General features: G+C 42.0%; 13 protein-coding genes. 3 read left to right on the top strand and 10 right to left on the bottom strand.

What is annotated here, in order from left to right:
- Positions 1–29: 29 nt before the first annotated feature.
- From ITJ87_RS04170 to ITJ87_RS04125, 10 genes are all read right to left on the bottom strand, one after another.
- The gene (locus ITJ87_RS04170) at positions 30–2,009 is read right to left on the bottom strand and encodes a glycoside hydrolase family 97 protein (protein WP_131225656.1); all 1,980 of its coding nucleotides are present in this window, start codon (positions 2,007–2,009) and stop codon (positions 30–32) included.
- A gap of 38 nt (positions 2,010–2,047) precedes the next feature.
- Positions 2,048–5,026, bottom strand: a complete 2,979-nt coding sequence (locus tag ITJ87_RS04165; RefSeq protein ID WP_117967123.1) for a GH116 family glycosyl hydrolase — start codon at positions 5,024–5,026, stop codon at positions 2,048–2,050.
- 27 nt (positions 5,027–5,053) lie between these two features.
- Positions 5,054–7,150: a hypothetical protein gene (locus ITJ87_RS04160; protein WP_117967120.1), complete on the bottom strand. Its 2,097-nt coding sequence runs from the start codon at positions 7,148–7,150 to the stop codon at positions 5,054–5,056.
- 22 nt (positions 7,151–7,172) lie between these two features.
- Positions 7,173–8,579, bottom strand: coding sequence for a DUF4185 domain-containing protein (locus ITJ87_RS04155; RefSeq protein WP_117967117.1), 1,407 nt, complete (start codon positions 8,577–8,579; stop codon positions 7,173–7,175).
- A 144-nt stretch (positions 8,580–8,723) separates the two neighbouring features.
- On the bottom strand, positions 8,724–9,137 hold the full coding sequence (locus tag ITJ87_RS04150; RefSeq protein WP_117967114.1) for a DUF4945 domain-containing protein: 414 nt from the start codon (positions 9,135–9,137) through the stop codon (positions 8,724–8,726).
- A 24-nt stretch (positions 9,138–9,161) separates the two neighbouring features.
- Positions 9,162–10,997, bottom strand: coding sequence for a RagB/SusD family nutrient uptake outer membrane protein (locus ITJ87_RS04145; protein ID WP_117967112.1), 1,836 nt, complete (start codon positions 10,995–10,997; stop codon positions 9,162–9,164).
- A gap of 19 nt (positions 10,998–11,016) precedes the next feature.
- Positions 11,017–14,226, bottom strand: a complete 3,210-nt coding sequence (locus ITJ87_RS04140) for a TonB-dependent receptor (protein WP_117967109.1) — start codon at positions 14,224–14,226, stop codon at positions 11,017–11,019.
- 63 nt (positions 14,227–14,289) lie between these two features.
- Complete coding sequence (locus ITJ87_RS04135) at positions 14,290–15,471, bottom strand: glycoside hydrolase family 172 protein (RefSeq protein ID WP_117967107.1); 1,182 nt, start codon at positions 15,469–15,471, stop codon at positions 14,290–14,292.
- A gap of 28 nt (positions 15,472–15,499) precedes the next feature.
- Positions 15,500–16,438, bottom strand: coding sequence for an FGGY-family carbohydrate kinase (locus ITJ87_RS04130; RefSeq protein ID WP_230391800.1), 939 nt, complete (start codon positions 16,436–16,438; stop codon positions 15,500–15,502).
- Positions 16,439–16,767: 329 nt separating this feature from the next.
- Positions 16,768–17,832, bottom strand: coding sequence for a hypothetical protein (locus ITJ87_RS04125; protein ID WP_117967158.1), 1,065 nt, complete (start codon positions 17,830–17,832; stop codon positions 16,768–16,770).
- A 230-nt stretch (positions 17,833–18,062) separates the two neighbouring features.
- Here ITJ87_RS04125 and ITJ87_RS04120 point away from each other — a divergent pair, with 230 nt between their 5' ends.
- From ITJ87_RS04120 to ITJ87_RS04110, 3 genes are all read left to right on the top strand, one after another.
- The gene (locus ITJ87_RS04120) at positions 18,063–19,067 is read left to right on the top strand and encodes a LacI family DNA-binding transcriptional regulator (protein ID WP_005824684.1); all 1,005 of its coding nucleotides are present in this window, start codon (positions 18,063–18,065) and stop codon (positions 19,065–19,067) included.
- A 77-nt stretch (positions 19,068–19,144) separates the two neighbouring features.
- Positions 19,145–20,932, top strand: coding sequence for an L-fucose isomerase (locus tag ITJ87_RS04115; RefSeq protein WP_005824683.1), 1,788 nt, complete (start codon positions 19,145–19,147; stop codon positions 20,930–20,932).
- 14 nt (positions 20,933–20,946) lie between these two features.
- Positions 20,947–22,170 carry a DUF6786 family protein gene (locus ITJ87_RS04110; protein ID WP_117967161.1) on the top strand — a complete coding sequence of 408 codons (1,224 nt, stop codon included), beginning with the start codon at positions 20,947–20,949 and terminating at the stop codon, positions 22,168–22,170.
- Positions 22,171–22,176 lie beyond the last annotated feature (6 nt).

The following is a 22,176-nucleotide window of genomic DNA, read 5'->3' as shown; positions in this document are numbered from 1 at the left end:
AATACAATTTCAACTGATAAACATCACCCTTATAACCTTCTGATATGTAATAGCGCTCCTCCATCCCTTGCCAGATTCAGTTCAATGATATCCTTTCTTGTAACTTTCCGCACCAGTCTGTCCAGATTGTTTGGATTCCGCTCCACATCCTCCGCATCGGTATAGATCGTTGCTTGGTAGCCCCCCTCACTAAGGAAGTCCAATTTCAATTTCAGATTCCTTTCCGTACCGTTGTTTAGCAAGCCTACCCACCAGTCCGAACCGCTCCTGCGGGCCACCGTGACATGCTCATTCATTTTTGCCAGCGGAACTCTTATCTCATCCCACGTTCCCGGCACGGTACGGAGCACCTCGAACCCCGGTTGACCTTCATAAGCCTTTGGCGTATCGCACAACGAGGTGAGATGGTTTTCCAAAACCACATACATGGCCAACATATGGCAGCGTGTGCTCATTACATGAGGATTTACATACTGTATCTTGAACTCCGAGCGCGGCAGTGCCCTGAACCCTCCCAGGTGATAGTCCGTCGCTCCCGCCAGCATCCTGGTGAAGGGTATCGCAATGTCATGGTCCGCATTCACCAGCGTGTCCCACTTGCATACCTCGTAGTTGAGCGTCCCCTCCCTCGTGAACTCATTCGGATAGGTCCTCACCAGCCCTGAGGGCTTGCTCGATCCGTGGAACTGTATGAAGAGCCTGTGCCTTGCCGCACATTCCAGTATCTCCTCCTGGATACGGATCATTTCCTGGTCATTGCGGTCCATGAAGTCCACCATGAGTCCCCTGACCCCCCATTTCTCATACAGCGTGAATGCCTCCTCCAGCTTGTCATAGAGCGGTCTCCAGTGTACCCACAGATGTATGCCCACCCCCTTGCTCCTTGCATATTCCACAATTCTTGGCATGTTCAGGCATGGTATCGGTTTTGTGATGTCCGCATTGGGTCCCGCCCATCCGAAATTGAAGTTGTCATCATAGTACCAAGGAGTTTCCGCATATCCGTAGATTCCATGTACATCCAAGCCATTGCGCGCAGCAAAATCAATGTAGTACTTGTTCGTGTCGAAATTGTTCCCTGGAGAGAACGTGCTGTCCGGCACGACATTCCCGTTCCACCATGTGAACGTGGTCCGGCAAGGCTTAATCCATGAAGTGTCTTCAATCCTGCATGGTTCGTTCAGACTTGTTAGTATGTTCGTCTCCAGTAATCCTCCTACCCGGTCTGCAACGGATATCACGCGCCACGGGGTACGGTGTGGGAAACTGTCTATTTCAACCTTTATTTTTTCCTGCCCGAGTTTTGGCGAGAGCTTTCCCACCAGTCCACTCTTCTCCTTCACCAGGTACATTCCCGCGTAGTCCCTTATTGCCGCCTCTGTTATTGCCAGGGCCACCCCATTGTCGAATTCGAATGTGGCGGGCATCTCTATCAGCCTCTTCCTTGCGACCTTGTCATATCTTACATGACTGTATACCCCTTCGTGTGTATTTACATACCCGGGCAGGTACATGAGCAACGCCATCGGGTTTCCTTGTAAGTTGAACTGTGTCCTTTCATCGTACATCACGTATGAATTCCATGTTTTCTGCTTGGGAAATTCGTATCTGAATGCTATCCCATCATTGAATGCCCTTACAGCCAGGTTCACCGTTCTCTCCTTCCCGTTCTTCTCCACCAGGGGGACTATCATCTCATTGCAGTGGTTTCTTGCCTTACTGACCTTTCCTACTACCAGCTCGTATGTCTCGTCTATCTTCCTCCTTTGTACCTTTCCCGCCTTGAGTCCTGCCCCGAACTCCCCGCTGTCGAACTCGAATCCCAGCCTTGAGTCCTCCAGCAACTGCTGTTTCCCGTATTTCACGCTGTAAGCCACTTTCTCAGGCGCTATGTCCAGCACAAGCTTCAGCTTCCCGTCGGGAGATGCCACAGAGAACTTCTGCTGGGCTGAAGCGGTACCAAGGCAGAATAGAAAGGAGCATATAATAAAAAGTTTATTCCGTATCATTTCTTTTGACTTTTACAGTGTATTCTACCAATGAGAACTCAATCAATAATCTTGCCCGAAACACTATAGCGCTTCACATCAATAGTACCATAGACAACCTCCAAAGAAGGCTTCCCATGTTTCCATTCAATAGTACCAAACCCAGTATCAGTACTGATGAAGCTCTTGAAATCGCCAATCTTCGAATCTATATACATCGTACCATCAACAGCATCATACCTTACTCCCGTAAGCCCCTGCAACATGCCATAACTGGCCATAGCACGCGCATACCAATGACCGCACTCTATCTCATCAAACGGATTTCTCACCCTTCCGTCATACCGCTTCCGGCATTCACGGACAATATCCAAACCCTTCTCCACTTCACCCTTCATCATCAGATGGCTCGCAACCTGATACTCGATACCGGTCCAGACCTCATTACTATATACGAAAGGCAATGACAGCATGCCGCCTTTTGGCCATGTGCAAAGTAAAAGACCGCCATCCTTCCCACAAGCATAAACTGGCCGCTGGGGATTGAAATGGTCCGTCAGATCATGTTTCAGATTATACTTGTGAACAGCTACCAGATGACTCTTTACCTTTGCATTGTCAAGTACCTCATCCAAACCACATACAGAAGCCATCCACATGCCCAAAATACCGTCGGACAAACAACCGGTACCATATTGGTATTTCGGTCCCTCCTTCTTGAGAAGTTCCATGGCTTCCTCCGAATAACCGCCGCCAAAGGACATTACCTCCACCGGATTGGGAGCCTGAAGGCCCTCCCACTGGATTTTCTGTATGAAGTACTCTCCATCAAAAAGAGAAGTCTCCATATACTTCTTGCCCTTAGCCAGTATAGCTGTATACTCCTTAACAGGTTCCTTCAATGTTTTTCCCATCTCAATAAATGCAGTCAAAGCACCCAAATAGAAACTGGTACACATTCCGTCTGGTCCCCAAAACTCAATATCATAAGTATTGTGATGCGGTTCTTCAAGATAGCCCTTACGCAAAGGGTCCCAGGTACGGATACAATAGTCAAGACTCTTCTTCACCAAGGGGAAGAGCTCTTTCATCCACTGGGTATCCCCGCTTATACGCCATTCACGATATACCTTCATGATGCCCCCCAACTGCCCGTCGGCCGCAGCATGGAAGTTATGCGGAGGTGCAGAAATAGGAAGATTGACTCTGAAGTTCTGATGGCCTTCGGAATTCTGTGCAACGTTGAATTCTGTCTCGCGCAAAGTTCTCTCCAAAGATGGGAACAAATGAGGCAAGGCCTGTGCATAGTTCCATACATGCGTACAGCTTCCGTGGCAGGAACCAAAAGAATCTTGGCAACCTTCCCAAGCCCAGAACCGTCCGTCCCACTGACGCAACACGGTAGGAGATTTTAAAATAGTCAGATTGGCGGCAACTGCCTCCACTACTTCTGCCGGCAGAGTGGAGCTGTAAAATGCATCACTGAACAATTCACTGTTTTTCTTCAACATTCCACTATTCACATCCCAATAACCAACAACGTCATGCAGGTTCTTGAAACGTTCCGAATACCAAGGTCTGTACACAGTCTCTGTATTCTCCTCATCCGCCAGAAATTGCTTTTCCTCTTCAGAAGAGTCTATCACCTGCCAATCACCCCAATTGACCCCCTCAAAATCAGCAAGCAATGTTGCTGCGGAAGACAAGCTATAAAGATTCTCGTTCTTATTGTCCGTCAAGACAAATTGGTCAGCAAGAATATGTCCCCAAGGATATACATCCAGGTCAATAACCTTCACAATGGCCTTCTTACCCTGATAGGCCTTCAGATCCCACACCACTTCATTCAGAGTCTCCGTCTGATTACCTACTGCTGTTTCTACAATCTTTCCGTCCACTACAAGATTCACGGAAGTACGGTCTGTCTGGTTACCTCCACCTACCAAAAACTTCAAGTATCTTTTTCCAATATTGAATTCCGAAGACTGAATGATACCCGTCAATCCGTCACCACCTTTATCGAATGAATTCAGCAATTGCCGACCGACAAAACCGCTTACAAGCTGCTGGCCGGAAGCTGTACCCTTGCAAGGACTTCCAACAAATGCCTGCCCCTCCTTTCGCGCAAAACCGATAGATAAATTGGAATCCGGCAGATACCAGCAGAAGTTTACTTTGACTGTCTTTGCCTCACCTGGCTGTAATGCCATCGGAACATAAACAGAAGCTCCTGGAACAGCACCGTCAACCGGTTGATTACTAGCAATTCTTCCATAACGGATGTTGTCCCAAACAACTGTCTGAGGATCAAACCACGCACCACGGAACCAACAATGGTCTACAACCGCATTATCATTATCCACATAGATTGCCAGTCCGGAACCCTCTTGATTGGATTCCAGAATAAATCCATTCCTTATGCCTTGGATAGTTCCCTGCCCATCTATGAAATTCTTCGTATTATAGGAAAATATTGCTTCAATGGCTTCATCCGAAGTATTCGTAAAACGGTATTCCAACACTCCCACCGGTAGACTGGAGTTATCTGCATCTGTTGGGATAAAAGGACTCCAGCCCGTAATCCTGGCTTCCAAAGGCATATCCTTATCTTTCAAATCTATCAAGGCAAAGGGGAAACGTGTCTGGAAAACGGCCTCCTCAAAACGAGGAAGGCCATATGTCTTATCCCCTCTACCCAGACCACTCTGGTCAGGACCGAACAGCTTCCAAGTCGGCACTTGGCCTTCCAACACCTTTGCCCCGTTCTGTACATCCTTCACACAAATAGCAGCAAAAGTATACGGTTCGTTCATCACATCCGGATGGTTTCTGAGCGAAACATGGGAAATGGCCCCCGTACCCTCAAGACAAAACATTCCGGCACCGATACCACCAATAGGGAATGCAATCTTATCCAGGTATGCATGCCCGTATTTATCGTTAAACAGTCTCTCACCACTGTTATGGGCCTGAGTTCTGGCCGGAAACAGCATAGCCACATTCAAAAAGGCTAATAAAGCTAAAGTCCTTTTTACCATAATGACAATTATTAAAAGTTAGTATTATTATTCTATTTTCCCGAATTTATCCAGGATACGATTATAGGCTTCGGCTGCTGCTCCATTTCCCCAATCATAGATTGTAAACTCACCCATACCTTCACCTGCCGGATTTGTACGGCCGCCATGCCCGTAATTTTCCATCATGAATCCATAATCCTCTGAAGCAAAGAACGGATGAACTTTTTCCCATTGCTGTTTGGTTTGAGGATTTTCAGTACAATACATCATTACAAAAGATGCCTTAAGTGCAGCATATCCCCGTTCTATATACTCTGGCTTATCAAGAAGTTTTCCATATTGAATGATGAGTTCGGAAAAAAGACTTTCGCGTGAATCATTCCATTCACCATCGGCATTCAACACACCAAAACCACCCAATACATTTACATACATGTATGGCGGCTGCCACGATGCTTGAGTCATCAGCAATTCATCAAGTGTACGCTGCCCATAATCAAGATATTCTTTATTTGAGGTAAGACGATAGCACTCCAGTAAGGCTTCAGCTGTCCAGAACATTGAAAAATTATTCTGTTTATGCATATTGTTCCGCAAAACCTTTTTACCTACCAAGTTATCCGAACCGTAACGAGAACAAGACCAATAGGTTTCAAAGTCTTCCCACTTCCCAACCGGGATAATTTCATGGATAACTGCATTCATAGCTTTAAATGCTGCCCGTTTATACTCTTCCTTATGTGTAAGCTCATACAGTTTAAGTAAAAAAGTAACTGATAAAGATGTTTCAGGAGAAGCATTCAAATGGTCCATCGGCTGCATTGTCTTTAAGTCAAGCCAGCCAGGGAAAAAACCATTTTCATACTGTATTCCAAGTAAAGCCATCGCATAATCTTCTGCATAAGCCAAAAGACGGGTATCTTTTTCTAATTCATCATACCACCGAAGCATCAGCAATGCTGTCCAACTCATATCAAAAATATGATACGGAGATTCTTTCGGATTCCAGGTATAAGGATTTCTGTTGGAATTTCCCCAATAATAGGTATTCCACCCCTTGCTCCGATTATACTTTTTACCATCAATCTCTACTTCATGCATTTCCGTACCGATAAGTCCATAGAAAAAACCATTCCTCTGCGGAAATGACAGAGCCAGTTCTTTTGTCAAATTTGCTTTTGCAAGAAGCTCCCTATTACCGATTCTTCTTGCATATCGATATAATCCACTTGCAGAACGCAATGAACTGAACCATGCCTGATTCCAGATAGAACGAAATTCACGTTCATTAATCTCTCCCGGATAATTAGGACTTTGTGTAACATTCACAATAAATACGGGAGCACCCACTTTTTTCCCATCTAACTCAAATTGCTGCCACACATTTTCTGACCATGAATTAAAAGCCCAATTATAAGTATGTTGCACATACTTTTCCAGGCTCTCCTTCACCGGATTACCTTTCACATATGCAGTATGCCCCCATCGACTCCACATAAATTCTAACGGCTTCTTGAAAGGATTCCGCAATACTTCCTTGCTATCAGAATACATCAAATAAAAGCCTATTTCAATATCTCCTTTTGGATAAGTAGTTTCTTGATCACGCTCAAACAGAACGTGTTCGGATACATGGTTATTGCACATTCCGAGAATAAGTGTATTAGAGGATGCGTCCATATCCATATACCATCGTACAGGAGTCCCCTTCTGCATAATATCCAAATCGGGGATAAGAATAAGAGTTTGATGATCGTCTGCTACAATAAGGGCAGGAGAACGGAATACATGTTGATCGATGACATTTCTATCAGTAGGAGTAAGATGTGGCGCCCAATGGAATGAAGGTAAAAAATCCGGCTTTACCGCTATACGCCAATCACCTTGTTGAACAGAGTTTTTAAGCGAAAAAGAAAGGTTTATGTACAAAGTGTTGTTATCTATCACTTTCACATGGCTTTTTCCTCTCTCAATTCCTAATAAATCATACTGTATAGCATCAATAGCTTTACTAAAATTCTTCGGAAAAACACCCTTATTCAACTCAATTCTCTCTTGTGCATCCCAATGCTCTTGAGCACAGATGCCTATGTTGGACATTATCATCCAAACAAAAGTTATAATTAATGTGCGTGTGTTCATGATATTATATTTGTCAATATAATTAAAACTCTCCCATATCAGCCAATTCAGCCTTCATTAAAAAAACATTATAAGGCATCCACATTGACATCGTAAAATATAAATTATCACCAGTTACCGAAAACGGATGAATGTAAGAACCATACAATTGGGCATACTCTCTACCATTAGCAAGCTCATAGGGTTCACTCCATGGGCCAGTTATGTCTTCTGCCGTACGCATAGTTATATTATATCTATCTGCATTGAAATAAGCAATTATCCATTTCTTATGTGTTTCATTATATATAAAAGAAAGTTCACCAACCTTATCTTCTATTAATACTGTTGCCTCATTTTCATTGCCTTTTATCCATTGATTAGTAGAAGCATTCCAATATTCATAAGCTGTCTTATTCTCAATATCTGTTTCATGAAACCGTGCTAATTTAGCATTGCTATCCCTCCCCGTTTGAGTACCTATCATATAAACATATCCATCTTTCTTAAAGTACCCTACCTGACCAAAAAAACTATAAGATGAGAAGGTTATATCTTTACATTTAGCCCATGTCAAACCATTATCAGCCGACTTATATATTCCCGAATAATTTGTAACCCATCCTGTCCAATTTCTCATATTAAAATAATGCACATAATCTATTCCATTAGCACGAATAGCAGCTGTTGGGATAGAAGTCCAATCACCATTACCTGACGAATCTTTTCCTCCATATATTATCTCGCGGGCATACCCTTTATCATCAGTAACCATATTGCTGAATGACAATCCATCTTCTAAATCATTATCCTCCGAGAAAGCCAGCACATTACTACGCCAACTCCCTCCGTTAGGTCCAGGATTAGCCGGATTAGGCTTAAAGTCATACCCAAAAGTATCACCAAAGAAAATTCCATATTTTCCGGGCTGCATCTCCCAAATAATGCCAAGATCTGTTCCTCCTACATTCCATTTTGTCGCAGTATTATTAGGACTTGGAAAGTTTTCTCCATTTATTATACTCCCTGTAACACGAGCTATACGAGTAACATTACGAATAAAAAAACCCCAACGGTTATCCACATTCAAAGAGAGCTCTTTCGACATATTACCATCTTTGTAAAAGGCAGCCAATACTAGCCGAAAATTCTGTGGATCTGTTTTTTGAATGGTATAATTGAAAATATAATCAGACGTAAGTTCGCTTTGATTTATCTTAGCTGAATAGCTGTCACCTACACTCTTTCTAACCAGCAAATAATCTATGGCATCAATATCCTTAAAATTCAATGTTGTTGATACAATTTTTGTATCCTTATTTGGAATCAAATAAGTATCCAAAGGTATAATTTCATCAATAGGAATATAAGTTTCAGTTTCTTGTTCAGAAGTACAAGAAACGAATAAAAGTATAAACGAAGAGAATGCTATAAATAATATGTTTTTCATGTCTATTGATTCATTTTTCAATTTATCGTAACCAGATAACCCATTCTTCTTATATCACGAATATTAAAATAGAGAGTGAGCTGACTCAGAAAAATACCAGTAAAAACCCACTCTCTATCATTAACTACAAAATTCTTCTCGAAACTATTCGACATTAACTATTACACCCTCAGAAGTAACAGTAGATGTACGTCCTGTTTCTTGGTTTTCCTCAGTAAAAGTACCTACCAATTTAACAATATAGCGATACTTTTTAGCAGGATCAATAGTGAAAGTATGAGAAGTCTCCTCATTTACCAAGGTTATTCTATCTCTATAAATGTTATTTTCCACTATTTGAATCTGTACTGAAATAGGACGTCTGAAGTCTTCTGGAATTACTGAAGGAATACTCCAAGTCAATGTCACTGCAGTAGCATTATCTTGATTATACTGCACATTCTCAGGCATAGGCATGAAATAATTCAAGCCCTTGTCATCAAGCACATCTCTGTCATAGCAGCTGGACAGTGATAACACTACCAACAATATTGTAAAAATGGTTACTATCTTTTTCATAATTTTCTTCTTAATAGTTAAACATTAATATCCCGGATTCTGCGTATAGTTACCCTTTGAATAATTCATTTGTGGTTGGGAAATTGGGAAGTACTCATCACGACCGGCAGTAAAACGAGCATCATTGAACCAATCGAAGCGAGTTCTTTCAATAGCAAAGTACTCATTCATTGTCTTTTCCAACAACCCCCAACGCTGCAAATCAAAGAAACGATGACCTTCGCAAGCAAATTCAAGACGGTTTTCCCACATTAAGGCTTTCCATGCAAAGTCCTTAGTCCAATTACAGTTAATACCCGGCTGATAAGTAGCAATATGATAATTCATTGTATATGAACCGTCAGCTTGAGTCAAACGAACCAAACTATTGGCAGCACGAGTACGAATCTGATTAATATATGGCAGGGCTTCCATTTCTCTATCCAATTGAATCAAAATCTCAGCTTTCCACAGCAACACGTCATCGTAACGAATCATCTTTTTATTCATAGAATTAAATTGCCATCCATCATAAGCAATACAACCACAATCAGGATGTGGCATATCTTTGATGGGTTTCAAGAAACTATAAGTAATCGGATCACGAGTAGCAGTTGAATGGAATAATAAATCAGGATCATACTTCCAAGGCTGTCCAGGAGCTACGATAGTATGGCTAAATCGGGGATCCCATGTATACTTATCAAAGTAAGGCTTAGCACCAGAATTAACGATATCCAAATTATAAGAACCATCTGAATTTTTAATATATTGACCATAATCATCCTCATTATAATCCTCGAAACGGGGTAAACCGTTTTCATCAGTCTTAAACGCATTAGTCAACGTATAGCTAGCATGGTTAAAGTCACAACACTTAAATACAAAATTACCAGGTTGTATTTCGGGCCACATCCATGGATGATTCAAACCTTCAGCGCGATTAAATCGACCTGCCGTACTAAAATTATTATCAAGAGAAAATTGTAATTCCCAAATGGATTCTTTAGTAGCGTTATCATACTCTACCAAAAAGTTATTACCAAAATCAGATTCCAAACCTACACGACCACCTTCTTGATCAATAATTTTATCAATATAAGGCAAAGCCTCTGCAAGTAATTCCTTATTGATATTTATCACCTGATGACGGTCATCCTGCTCGTAAGCCATATTTAATATTGTCCTAGCAACCATAGCAGTAGCAGCATTACGACTTACACGACCTTTATCCATCTGATCCAAAGGCAATAATTCTTCAGCTTTCTTAAAATCATCAAGAATACGTTGCCATAAGTAGAGATCATTCCCTTTATCCAGTTCACGGTTAGGCACTGCTTCAAAAGCATCTGACATACCTACTACATTCTCATCAATATAAGGTACATATTTCCAAAGTTTTTTCAAACGATACAACGTAAATGAACGGATAAAAAGCATTTCACCCATAAAACTGTTCTTATTAGGCAATTCTTCTTCCGTAAAATCTGCCATTCTTTGAATTGCTGTATTACATCTTTGAATAACTTGATAAGAATTATACCAAGTTCCATCCAATGCACCGGTATTAGGATTTACATAAGTAAAAAGTGATATATTACCAAAGGAACCTACGGCATCAGCAACACCACCACCACCTTTATAACAATCATCTGAACGCATAGAACCACTCCACCAATACATATAAGGAGAGGAATCCAATGAACCCATCTCACACATACGAGCATAGGCTGCTGTGACAAAACCTTCTATATCGCTAGGTTTGTTAAGTATATTTTGGTCCAAAACTTGTTTAGGATTGATATCCAAATATGAATCACAACTGCTGACTCCCAACAGAGAGCATAGAGCAATTGACAAGGTTATATATTTGCTTTTCATAATAATTTATTAATTAAGTTTAAAAAGAAACATTGATACCGAAATTGAAAGTAAACGGTGTCAAATAATGATAAGAAGGTCTTTCAGGATCGAAACTTGTATATTTGTCATCTCCCCAAAACTTCTTCAAAGTAAATACATTGTGTGCAGCAGCATACAAACGCAAGTTACTCATATGCATTTTTTGGATAAGTTTAGTCGGGAATGTATAACCTAATTCAATATTTCTCAACTTAATGTATGAACCATCTTCTATGAACCAAGAAGAGAATCTTTGTTCCTGATTGGCAGTATTATTCGAGATAGCCGGAATATCAGAATTCGGATTGTCAGGTGACCAACCGCCCAACATACGAGTTGCATGATTTTTCCATGCAGGATTGGTGAAAAGCCAAATATCACTCTCTTTCTTCCAGTCGCTATTTACATCATTACCGAACATACCCTCAAAGAACAAGTTCAAATCAAAGCCCTTATAAGCGAAATCAAAATTAAGACCTCCAAAGAAATCCGGGTCATAGCAACCTATCCAAGTTCTATCATATGTTTCATTGATTACACCATCCCCATCCAAGTCCTTGTAGCGAATACGTCCAACTGCTTTACCTGGCTGGTCTGCATGAGCATCAACTTCCTCTTGAGTTTTGAAAATACCATCAGCTACCAAACCATAAGCAGAATTTGGAGAACGGCCTAAAATCAAATCGTGTACACCATCACCAGCATACTTATTGATTACATTGGAAGGAAGGTCAGTCAATTCAGTTTTGTATGTACCAATATTGGCACTAACAGCCCACTGGAATTCACTGGAGGGGTCACTCTTGAAAGATACTGTAAATTCTACACCTTGGTTATTCATACTAGCACCATTAACCCAAGGTTCACCACCTTCACCCATTGCTGCGATATATGGAGTCTGGACCAAGATATCATTTGTTTTCTTATAGTAATAGTCAAAAGAACCAGTCAAACGTTGATTGAAAAATCCAAAGTCAACACCAAAGTCTGTTTGTTTGGTTGTTTCCCATTTCAAATCAGGGTTACCAATCCAAGTTCTTCTATAGCCAGACTGCAAAGCACCAGTTTCTTGTCCCTTAATAGGATAAGCAGTATCAAAATAATTAGTAGTAAATGGAGTAGTTGTGTAACCACGAGGTAATCCTTGTACACTACCATTCGTACCCCAACTGAAACGAATTTTCAGATCAGACAACCAGTCCGCATCTTCCATAAAAGTTTCATCCTTAATTCTCCAACCAGCAGAAAATGCAGGAAATATACCATAACGATTATTGACACCAAACAAAGAAGAACCATCACGACGTACAGTTGCAGACAACAAATATTTACCAGCATATGAATAATTGGCCTTAGCAAAAAGAGAGAAATAAGTATATTCATCAGCAGAACTACTTACATCAATTTCATCACCGGTAGCAACACTAAGACCGGCAAAATCACGATCTTCCAAATAAAGTCCTTCTCTACTTGCATAAAAACCTTCTTGTACATAACGGGTAAACTCACTACCAAATACAGCATCAATATGGTGTTTTCCAAAACTTTTATTATAGGACAAAGTATTAGTCCATACATAATTTAACGGATGGGACTGGTTATTTCTTACATAATTTTTATCATTGCCTCTAAAACCTGTCTCCACATAAGCCCCATCTACTGTTCTACTATAAGAGTTACCATAATTTATACCAAACTGAGTTCTAGCAGATATACCATTCCAAATATTCAAATCTGCAAAAACATTACCAATAATTTTCACATAATTATTGATATTATCTTTACCCATAGTCATTTTACGTACTGGATTATCAAAATCATCAAGTCCTGCAGGTCCTGCCCAATTACCATTTACATCATAAACAGGAACCATAGGTGGCATAATCATAGCCAAAAAGGTTTCCCATTGACTTTTATACTGCAAATAAGAAATAGCTAAGTTTTCTCCTACTTTCAAACGATCTTTAATCAAACTATATTCCGTATTAGCACGTACAGAATATTGTTTGAAAAAAGAATAAATTTGTGTACCTTGGTTGTTAGTATACCCTAATGAAAACAAACTTTTAGCTTTATCCGAACCATTAGAAATAGTCAACTGATGATTTGTAGAAACTGCTGTACGGAAAATCTCATCCATCCAATTTGTATCAGTTGCTTTTACCAATTGATTATTATCCAAATATTCTTTCATTTTCATATTATCCAATACCAGCATTCCATTATCACCTCTATGATACTCATACTCAAAGCCATTGGGTAATAATAGGCCTGAGCCATAAGCCCACTCATCATAAGCAGCAGCGCGGAAGGCAGCAGTACCCCATTCTGTGGCGTTCATCATTTCCGGTCTATTTATTATAGAACTTACAGAAACACTACCATTATAGTCAATGGTAGTCTTACCAGCTTTACCTTTTTTAGTTTGGACTAAAATCACACCACCAGAAGCACGTGCACCATAAATTGAGGCAGAAGCAGCATCTTTCAATACCTGAATAGATTCAATATCTCCTGAATTTATGTCACGTAGATTCAGACCTTCAGCTGGCATACCATCCAATACAATTAATGGAGTAACAGCTCCAGACAAAGAAGAAAGACCACGAATTTGAATGCCTATATCTTCTGCAGGATTACCGCCATTGTTGCTAATTTTCACACCGGCCATCTTACCCTGCATAGCTTTCATAACGTTAGCGGAAGTCTTCTTGATGTCTTTTGAATCCGCCAATGCAACCGATCCGGTTAAGTCAGCTTTTTTCTGAGTCATATAACCAGTGTATACAACGACTTCAGACAACATCGTAGCATCACTTTTCATAATAACATCCAAAGATTTCAAGCCTTTAACAGAATATTCTTCTGTTTTTTGACCAATATAAGAAAAGACTAACACAGCATTATCAGAAGGTATTCTTATCGAATATTTTCCCTCCACATCAGTCGTTGTACCTATAGTAGTTCCTTTAACGACAACATTTACCCCAATAAGAGGTTCATTAGTCCCTTCTTCCAGAACTGTTCCTTGTATTACTCTCGCTTGTTGAATCTCATTAGAAGTATCTACGCCATACTCAGATACTTGAATAGATCCATTTGTCCCCGATGCAGCGGTTGCAAGGGGCAAATTATCCCCTGCATACACTGCAAATGATAGCATTGATGCCAATGCTATGAAACCATTCCTTTTAAAAGAAATCCTCATAATACTTTGATTTAATAGTTAATAAAAAAACAACGTAATTTTAAATATCGGGTATACCCAATTTTACCATCTTGGAATTTCCAAATCGTCCTTGCTCGGCAAAGCCGGGAATTTGGCATGCGGCTCGGCCTGGTACCAGAAAGTGGTCGACGAGATATCCGACTTCTGGTTGTTGTAGCGTCCGTCATGACGCCATCCCAAATCCTGTATCGTGACTTTCAGGTCCTTGTCGAAGCGTATCGGGTCAAGGATATGCCAGCGGTACAGCCCGAAAGCGGTCACTGCACGGTACAGCCCGTCGGGACGGATTACCTGGTGCATGCCGGCATAAGGGGTGGTGAACTCCTGGTACTGGTGCGTCTTCTGGTTCTCGAAATTATACGAGCCGCAGAAGTAGTCTTCAGCCCCGGTTCCACAGATAGTCGGATATTCCTTGTCACCGTCCATGTAGAACTTGATTTCCCCTTCACCCCACCAGCAGTTGTCGTTTACACGCCACGCCAGGTAGGTACCCACATACTGTCCCTTGCCCTTCACACCGTCAATCAACGTGTGCAGCGACCCCTGGGTCGGGTTGGAGCGGCGGAACTGCGCATGGAAGTAGGCCTCGTCCTCGGGAACTTCTGTCAGGGTGTAGTTGATTTGGTAGTACAGACGCATCTCCTCGGCGGTGTTGATGTTCTCCAGCGTGATACGGGCTTTCTTGCGGAAAGGCATCTTCCAGTAGCAGTTGAAGGCGCTGCCCGGATTCACGCAGACGGCCAGTGAGGATAGCTGTGCATATTCATTGTATGCGCTGCAGAAGAAGTCACCCACCGGACATTCGACGGAAGGCTCCTTCTCGTCGTCCCAGTACATTCTCAGGATGGAGAAGCGCCAGTTCCCGGTCGGTGTCATCCAGATCTGCTGGATGGCTCCCGGACCCTCGATTTCCGCAATCGTGATTGTCTCTCCCGGTTTCACGATGATGAAGGGGTTTACCTTCCAACCCTTGCCCAGGTCCTTGGCCGCATGGTGGGCGTTGGCCACATTCCGCTGGTCCTTGTCCCTGACCGGGTCGGCCATGCCGCCCTTGCCCTTCTCGCCCGTGAAGTTCTCGGGGCTAATGGAACGTGTCTTCGCATCGGACAGTCTTGACAGGTTACCCATGTTCATGTCCAGACCGTTGAACGGGTAGTTGCTTTGGGCGTAAACACTCACGGTGACCATGCATAAGGCCGCTAAAATTAATGATTTGATTCTCATGTTTTAAATAGATTAATGGTTTGTATACTTAGTTAATGGTTTCAGCAAGTTTTGCCAGTTCAAGATATTTCTTGTATAGTTTTTCGTAGATGAGGGCTCTTTTTTCATCCGGCCGGTATTCAGCTTCGATGTCCGACCCCATGTGCCTTGTCGCTTCATTGATATCCTTGTACACCCCTGCGGCAACTGCCGCGAACATTGCCGCTCCCAAGGCACAGGTCTGTTCCGAGCGGACCACACGGATAGGCATGTCCAGCACGTCTGCCAGCGTCTGCATCACGAAGGGCGCCTTCTTGCTGATACCTCCGATGGCATTGACCGAATCAATGCGCAGCCCCTGGCCCTTCATATGCTCCACAATACGGCGGGAACCGAAGGCGGTGGCTTCCACCAGCGCACGGAATATTTCCGGGGCGCTGGTACCCAACGTGAGTCCCGCAACGGCACCCTTCACGTTCTGGTCCGCATCGGGGGTACGGCGGCCGTTCATCCAGTCCAGGGCGACAACACCGTCCTCGGAGGGTTCCATGTCCTGGGCCTCACGGGTGAGTTCCACCAGCATGCCGTCCAGAACTTTCTGCCTGGCCTCCCCTCCGGGGATATCTTTCAGTGTCCATGCCAGCATTTTCCTGAACCAGGCGTAGATGTCTCCGAAAGCCGACTGTCCGGCTTCGAAACCGATGAATCCCGGAAGCACCGAACCGTCCACCTGGCCGCAGATTCCCTTGATACAGCGTCCGCCTACCTCGTCTTTGCCGGCAACCATGATGTCGCAGGTGGATGTTCCCATGATACGTGTCAGTATCCCCGGGGCGACGGATGCGCCTACGGCTCCCATATGGGCGTCCAGCGCCCCCACAGCCACGGCGATTCCTTGGGGAAGTCCAAGCCTGTCTGCCCACTCGGGTGTCAGTTCCCCTGCCTTGGTGTCGCTGGTGTGGGTTTCTGTGAACAGATGGGGGAGCATTTCCTTCAAGGCCGGATTAAGTTCTTCGAGAACTTCGCCGGAAGGAAGACCCCAACAATAGTTAAGAAGTATCTCTTAAATTGACTTTAAAAGATTGTTTTGAGATTTTATACTATGAAAAGTTGTATATATATAAAAAATGAGAACAGTAGAAATAGAGTATCTATTTTCTGCTGCTCTCATTAGAGTAATAAGCTATTTAGTAAGTTTTGTAATTTATCCTTTTCTTATTTTTATCCACCTTTTATCCTTTTCTGTTCTATAAATTAAGAACAAAAGAGGGGATAAATAAGGAGGAAAAGAAGTTCTACCCAAAAAGTAGTCCGTTCTTATTTCATAATGTGGTTTATTAATTCTTCCGGTGAAAGAGGTGTGATACCAAAAATATAGCTTTGACCAGACTGAAATGGTTCAGTCAGTTCAAAGTTCTCATAAGCGATACCACCAGGTATCGGAGATTTACTTGCCCAATAAGTATAACGACCATTCACAACTCCTTCTAACTCATTACTTGGATTGGAACAATACCAATATTGCGTTGCTTTTTTACCAGTATATTTCCAATGTGTATGTGTATCTTCAGCATATACAGCTTTTGTAGGGTCTTTCTCATCAGGTGACGCTATAAACCATACACCTCCATTTTTATCTTTTATCATTTCTGCCACTGGAGTATGGTTATGTTCTGTGAAATTAGAATCTTTATAGCTCGGCCATAATTGGCCGGCTTCTTTCGTTTTACCATCTGCGAGATGTAATGTCCTAAGTCTTGCTTTGTTTCCCATAGTAGCTGTGAGTATAAAACGATTTAGCTCATCTGATTCTTCCGTGGTATACGTAGTTAATTCAAACTCATAAGGCTTTCCTTCTGTGAATTTAGTCCGGACATAGATATCCGCACCATTATCAAAAGTTTCACAAAAGAAATACACAGTAAGTGTTTCAACTCCATTTTCCTTTGCTATTACTCCGTGAGCTGGATAATATTGATCTGGGAATGAGGGAGCTTCAGGAGTATTCCCACTCCAAAAACGTTTTCCACGAACATTATCAAGTTGACTCCATTCCAATTCTGAGAGCCCCCTATTATTTTTTGCTTTATCAATTGGTTCAAAAGCAATGAAATTGGTAACAACAAATTCATCATGTTCTAAATAAGGTGTATAGATACGAATTAGCCCACGTGGACCTCCTAATGGAGCAATTCCTATTCGGATACCATTTGCAAATCCCCAAATGGGTTGTGCTTTTGTATTTTGAGCAGGTTGTAACCATATTCCATTTTTTTCTGGAGTTGCTAAAGTTTCCGGAGCTATTTGTAGGTTAGTCTGTCCATAAAGGTAGTGTATTCTGCATGCAAAGAATAAAAGTGTAAATAGAATCTTGGTTTTCATGATTTTAAAAGTTTAAAATTAATTTTTATGTGTCGTTTATGGTAGTTCATATCGTTTTTAGCATGATTTGGTACTGCAAATATAAAAATGTTATAACGAATTAGCAAAATAATTTGCAGATTTAATTTTTATGTTTATATTTGCATCGTGAGAATACGATAAGTGCTACTGATTCAAGAGGTAACCTAAAAGTATAATACTATTATATAGCAAAAACGTTACACAAATATATGTCGTCACTAAAAAAAATATCGCTGAAGGATATTGCTGAAGCTGCAGGCGTTTCAACAGCATTAGTTTCGTTCGTTTTGAATGGGAAAAAGAAAGAGTATCGCGTGGGAGAAGAAACTGCCCAACGCATATTGAAAATTGCCAATGAAATGAACTACCAGCCTAATCTTGCGGCCAAAAGTCTTCGTAGTGGCAAAACAAAAACAATAGGATTAGTGGTTTCTGATATTTCCAACCCATTTTTTTCTCAATTAGCGCGTGTATTGGAAGATGAGGCAACCAAACGGGGATATACCGTACTTTTTGGAAGTTCAGATGAGGATAAGGATAAGATGACCCGTGTTGTTAGTAACCTTATTAATAAAGGGGTAGATGGACTCATCATTGTTCCTTGTGACAATTCTGAGAAATCCATCGCTTCACTTGTGAACAATAATATCCCTATTGTTTTGTTCGACCGCTATTTTCCGGAAATCAATGTCAGCTATGTGGCGTTGAATAACTTCAATGCTTCCTATATATCAACCAAACATCTTTTGAATGCAGGCTATAACGCTCCTTGTATGGTGGCTTATGATGTCAACCTTATCCATATGAAAGAGCGTATCCGTGGTTATAAAAAGGCTATGGATGAAGCCGGTAAGAGAAACTTGGCTAACGTGGTCTTTTTGAGGCAGGATGCTCCCAGAAAGTCCGCAGACCGTTTGTTGCCTAAAATGATTGATGGCGGTGTAGACGCTTTTCTTTTTGCCACTAACATGATTTCATTGGCTTGTTTATATACAATAAAGGACATGGGAGAGGGAATTATTGGTAAAATAGGTTTAGTGGGTTTTGACGGTAATCCGGTATTTGACTTTTTTGATGCCCCTATATCCTATATTCAGCAGCCTATAGATGTTTTAGTACAGAAAGCACTTGAAATACTGATAGATATCATTATTAACGGTAATACAGTGCAGTCTGTGCTTGCCGAGGGAGAATTTATTGAAATGGCTCCTTAGGAGAGCTGTTTTTTTTACATGATAGCTTAATCGATTTAGTTAATTTTTATATTAATCTCAATAAAATCAGTTGAACCATGAGAAATTCAAGATTAATCGGTGGAAAGCCGAAAATTGGTATCAGACCTATTATTGACGGTCGTCGTGGAGGTATCCGTGAGTCATTGGAGGATATGACTATGGCCATGGCCCATAAAGTGGCCGAGCTTTATTCTTCTGTCTTACGTCATAGTGACGGCACTTCCGTAGAGTGCGTCATTGCAGATACAACTATTGGTGGAGTGGCTGAAGCTGCCATGGCGGCTGAAAAATTCCGTAATAGTGGAGTCGGTGTTGTACTTTCTGTAACTCCTTGCTGGTGTTATGGATTCGAAACTATTGATATGGACGGAGAAATGCCAAAAGCCATCTGGGGCTTTAATGGTACAGAACGTCCGGGTGCGGTTTACCTGGCTTCAGCATTGGCAAGCCATACACAGAAGGGATTGCCTACTTTTGGCATTTACGGACGTGATGTACAGGAGGTGACCAATATGGAGATACCGGAAGATGTACAGGAAAAATTGTTGCGCTTTGCCCGTGCAGGTATAGCTGTGGCTACAATGAAGGGGAAATCCTATCTTTCAATCGGCAGTGTATCCATGGGCATTGCAGGCTCTATTCCCAATCCTGATTTCTTCCAAGAGTATTTGGGCATGCGTAATGAGTATGTGGATGCCAGTGAGATAGAACGTCGTGTCCAGTTGGGCATTTATGACCATGAAGAGTTCGCACGTGCCATGGCATGGACAGAAAAGTATTGCAAGAGTAATGAAGGGACAGACTTTAATCCGGAACATCTGGTATATTCCCGTGAAGAGAAAGATGCCCGTTGGGAATACGTGGTAAAAATGACTCTTATTTTCCGTGATATGATGATTGGCAATCCCAAATTGGCTGAAATGGGGTTCAAGGAAGAGTCAATGGGACACAATGCGATTGCTGCGGGTTTCCAGGGACAGCGCCAGTGGACGGATTATAAGCCTGACGGTGATTTTTCAGAAGCTATACTGAATACTTCTTTCGATTGGAACGGTATCCGTGAAGCATTTACTTTCGCTACGGAAAATGATACGTTGAATTGTACTTCAATGCTCTTCAATCATCTATTGACCAATACTGCACAGATATTTGCGGATGTGCGTACTTATTGGAGTCCGAATGCCATAGAACGGGTAACGGGTAAGAAATTGGAAGGTAAGGCGGCAAACGGTTTCATTCACCTGATCAACTCCGGCTCTTGTACGCTTGATGGAACAGGCTGTCAGACACGTGACAATAAACCGGTAATGAAGCCTTTCTGGGAAATTACGGAAGAGGAAGTAGAAGCTTGTCTTTCTGTAACCAAGTGGCATCCGGCCAGTCGCGAATATATGCGTGGCGGTGGTTATTCTTCCCAGTTCCTGACTCGTGGTGAAATGCCGGTAACAATGTGCCGTTTGAATCTCGTAAAAGGTCAAGGTCCGGTATTGCAGATTGCCGAAGGCTGGACAGTAAATTTGGATAAGGATGTTTTCAAGGCTATCAATGAACGTACTGACCGTACATGGCCTTCCACTTTCTTCGCTCCACGTCTGACAGGTAAGGGGTATTTCCGTGATGTATATACTGTTATGAATAACTGGGGGGCTAATCATGGCGCTATCAGTTATGGTCATATCGGTGCTGACTTGATTACTCTGGCTTCCATGCTTCGTATCCCGGTATGCATGCACAATGTTTCTGAGGAAAATATTTTCCGTCCCAGTGCATGGACTGCTTTTGGCGAGGATATGGAAGGCAGTGACTATAGAGCTTGCAAGAATTATGGACCTCTCTATAAATAAAGGAAACAGGCGTTATGTTGAAATCAACCAAACTGAAAAACACTCTGCTGGTAGGTGCAACTGCAATACTTGTATCATGCGGCGGACAAAAAGAAATCAAGATGGGAAGTTATGCTTATGATGCCCAGTTCTTAAAGGACCACGGCATTGAATATACTGAATTGGTATCTGCTGATGGGAATTCTAAAGTGATGGTTATTCCTGCATGGCAAGGCCGTGTAATGACTACTTCTGCTTCCGGCGATGAAGGTGATAGTTACGGCTGGATTAATTATCGTTTCATAAATGAAGGCAAAGTCAGTTCTCAATTTAATCCGGTAGGAGGTGAGGAACGCTTCTGGCTTGGTCCGGAAGGTGGTCCGTTCTCACTTTATTTTAAGGAAGGACAAGAGCAGATTTATGATAATTGGATAGTTCCTCCGGTACTTGATACTGAAGCTTTTGACATAAAGTCGCAAGACAACAGTAGTATCCGTTTTGTGAAAGATACTCGTTTGACAAATGCTTCCGGTACTACTTTTGATATGAATATTGACCGTACTGTATCGTTGATGGATGCCGGTGAAGTGGCTGCCGATTTTAATATCCAGCTTACAAATGATATGAAAATTGTAGCTTACAAGAGTGAGAATAAGATTACCAATACAGGTGACAAGGCATGGACAAAAGAGGGTGGTCTTGTATCTGTGTGGATGCTCGGCTGTTTTAATCCTACACCGACCACTACTGTATTCATTCCTTATAAGCAAGATGCGGAAGGAACAATCGTGAATGATGAATATTTCGGTAAGATACCGGCGGATAGGCTGATAAAGGAAAATGGTATTATCTATTTCAAGATTGACGGGCTCTATCGTTCCAAGCTGGGATTGCCGGCTTCACGGGCAACGGATATTTGCGGAAGTTATGATTCATCAAAAGGCGTACTCACAATCCTGTGGTGTAGTCTTCCCGAAACTCCTTCAGTCTACGTAAATGGTCAATGGGGACCTCAGGAAGATCCGTTTGCCGGAGATGTAATCAACTCTTATAATGACGGTCCGGTAGAAGACGGTTCTATAATGGGACCTTTCTATGAAATTGAAACGTCTTCTCCTGGTGCGGAGCTGGCTCCCGGTGCCTCATTGGTCCATACGCAAAAGGTGATTCATATACAGGGTAAGGATGAACAACTGGCTCCTATCGTGCAAGATTTATTTGGAGCAGATTTGAATGTAATAAAAACAAAATTTCAATAGGGTAAC

The organism is Bacteroides sp. HF-162 (assembly GCF_015679285.1).
GTDB classification, from domain to species: Bacteria; Bacteroidota; Bacteroidia; order Bacteroidales; family Bacteroidaceae; genus Bacteroides; species Bacteroides uniformis.
Note: the sequence above shows the minus strand (reverse complement) of the source record. Positions and strands in the feature narration are given on the sequence as shown.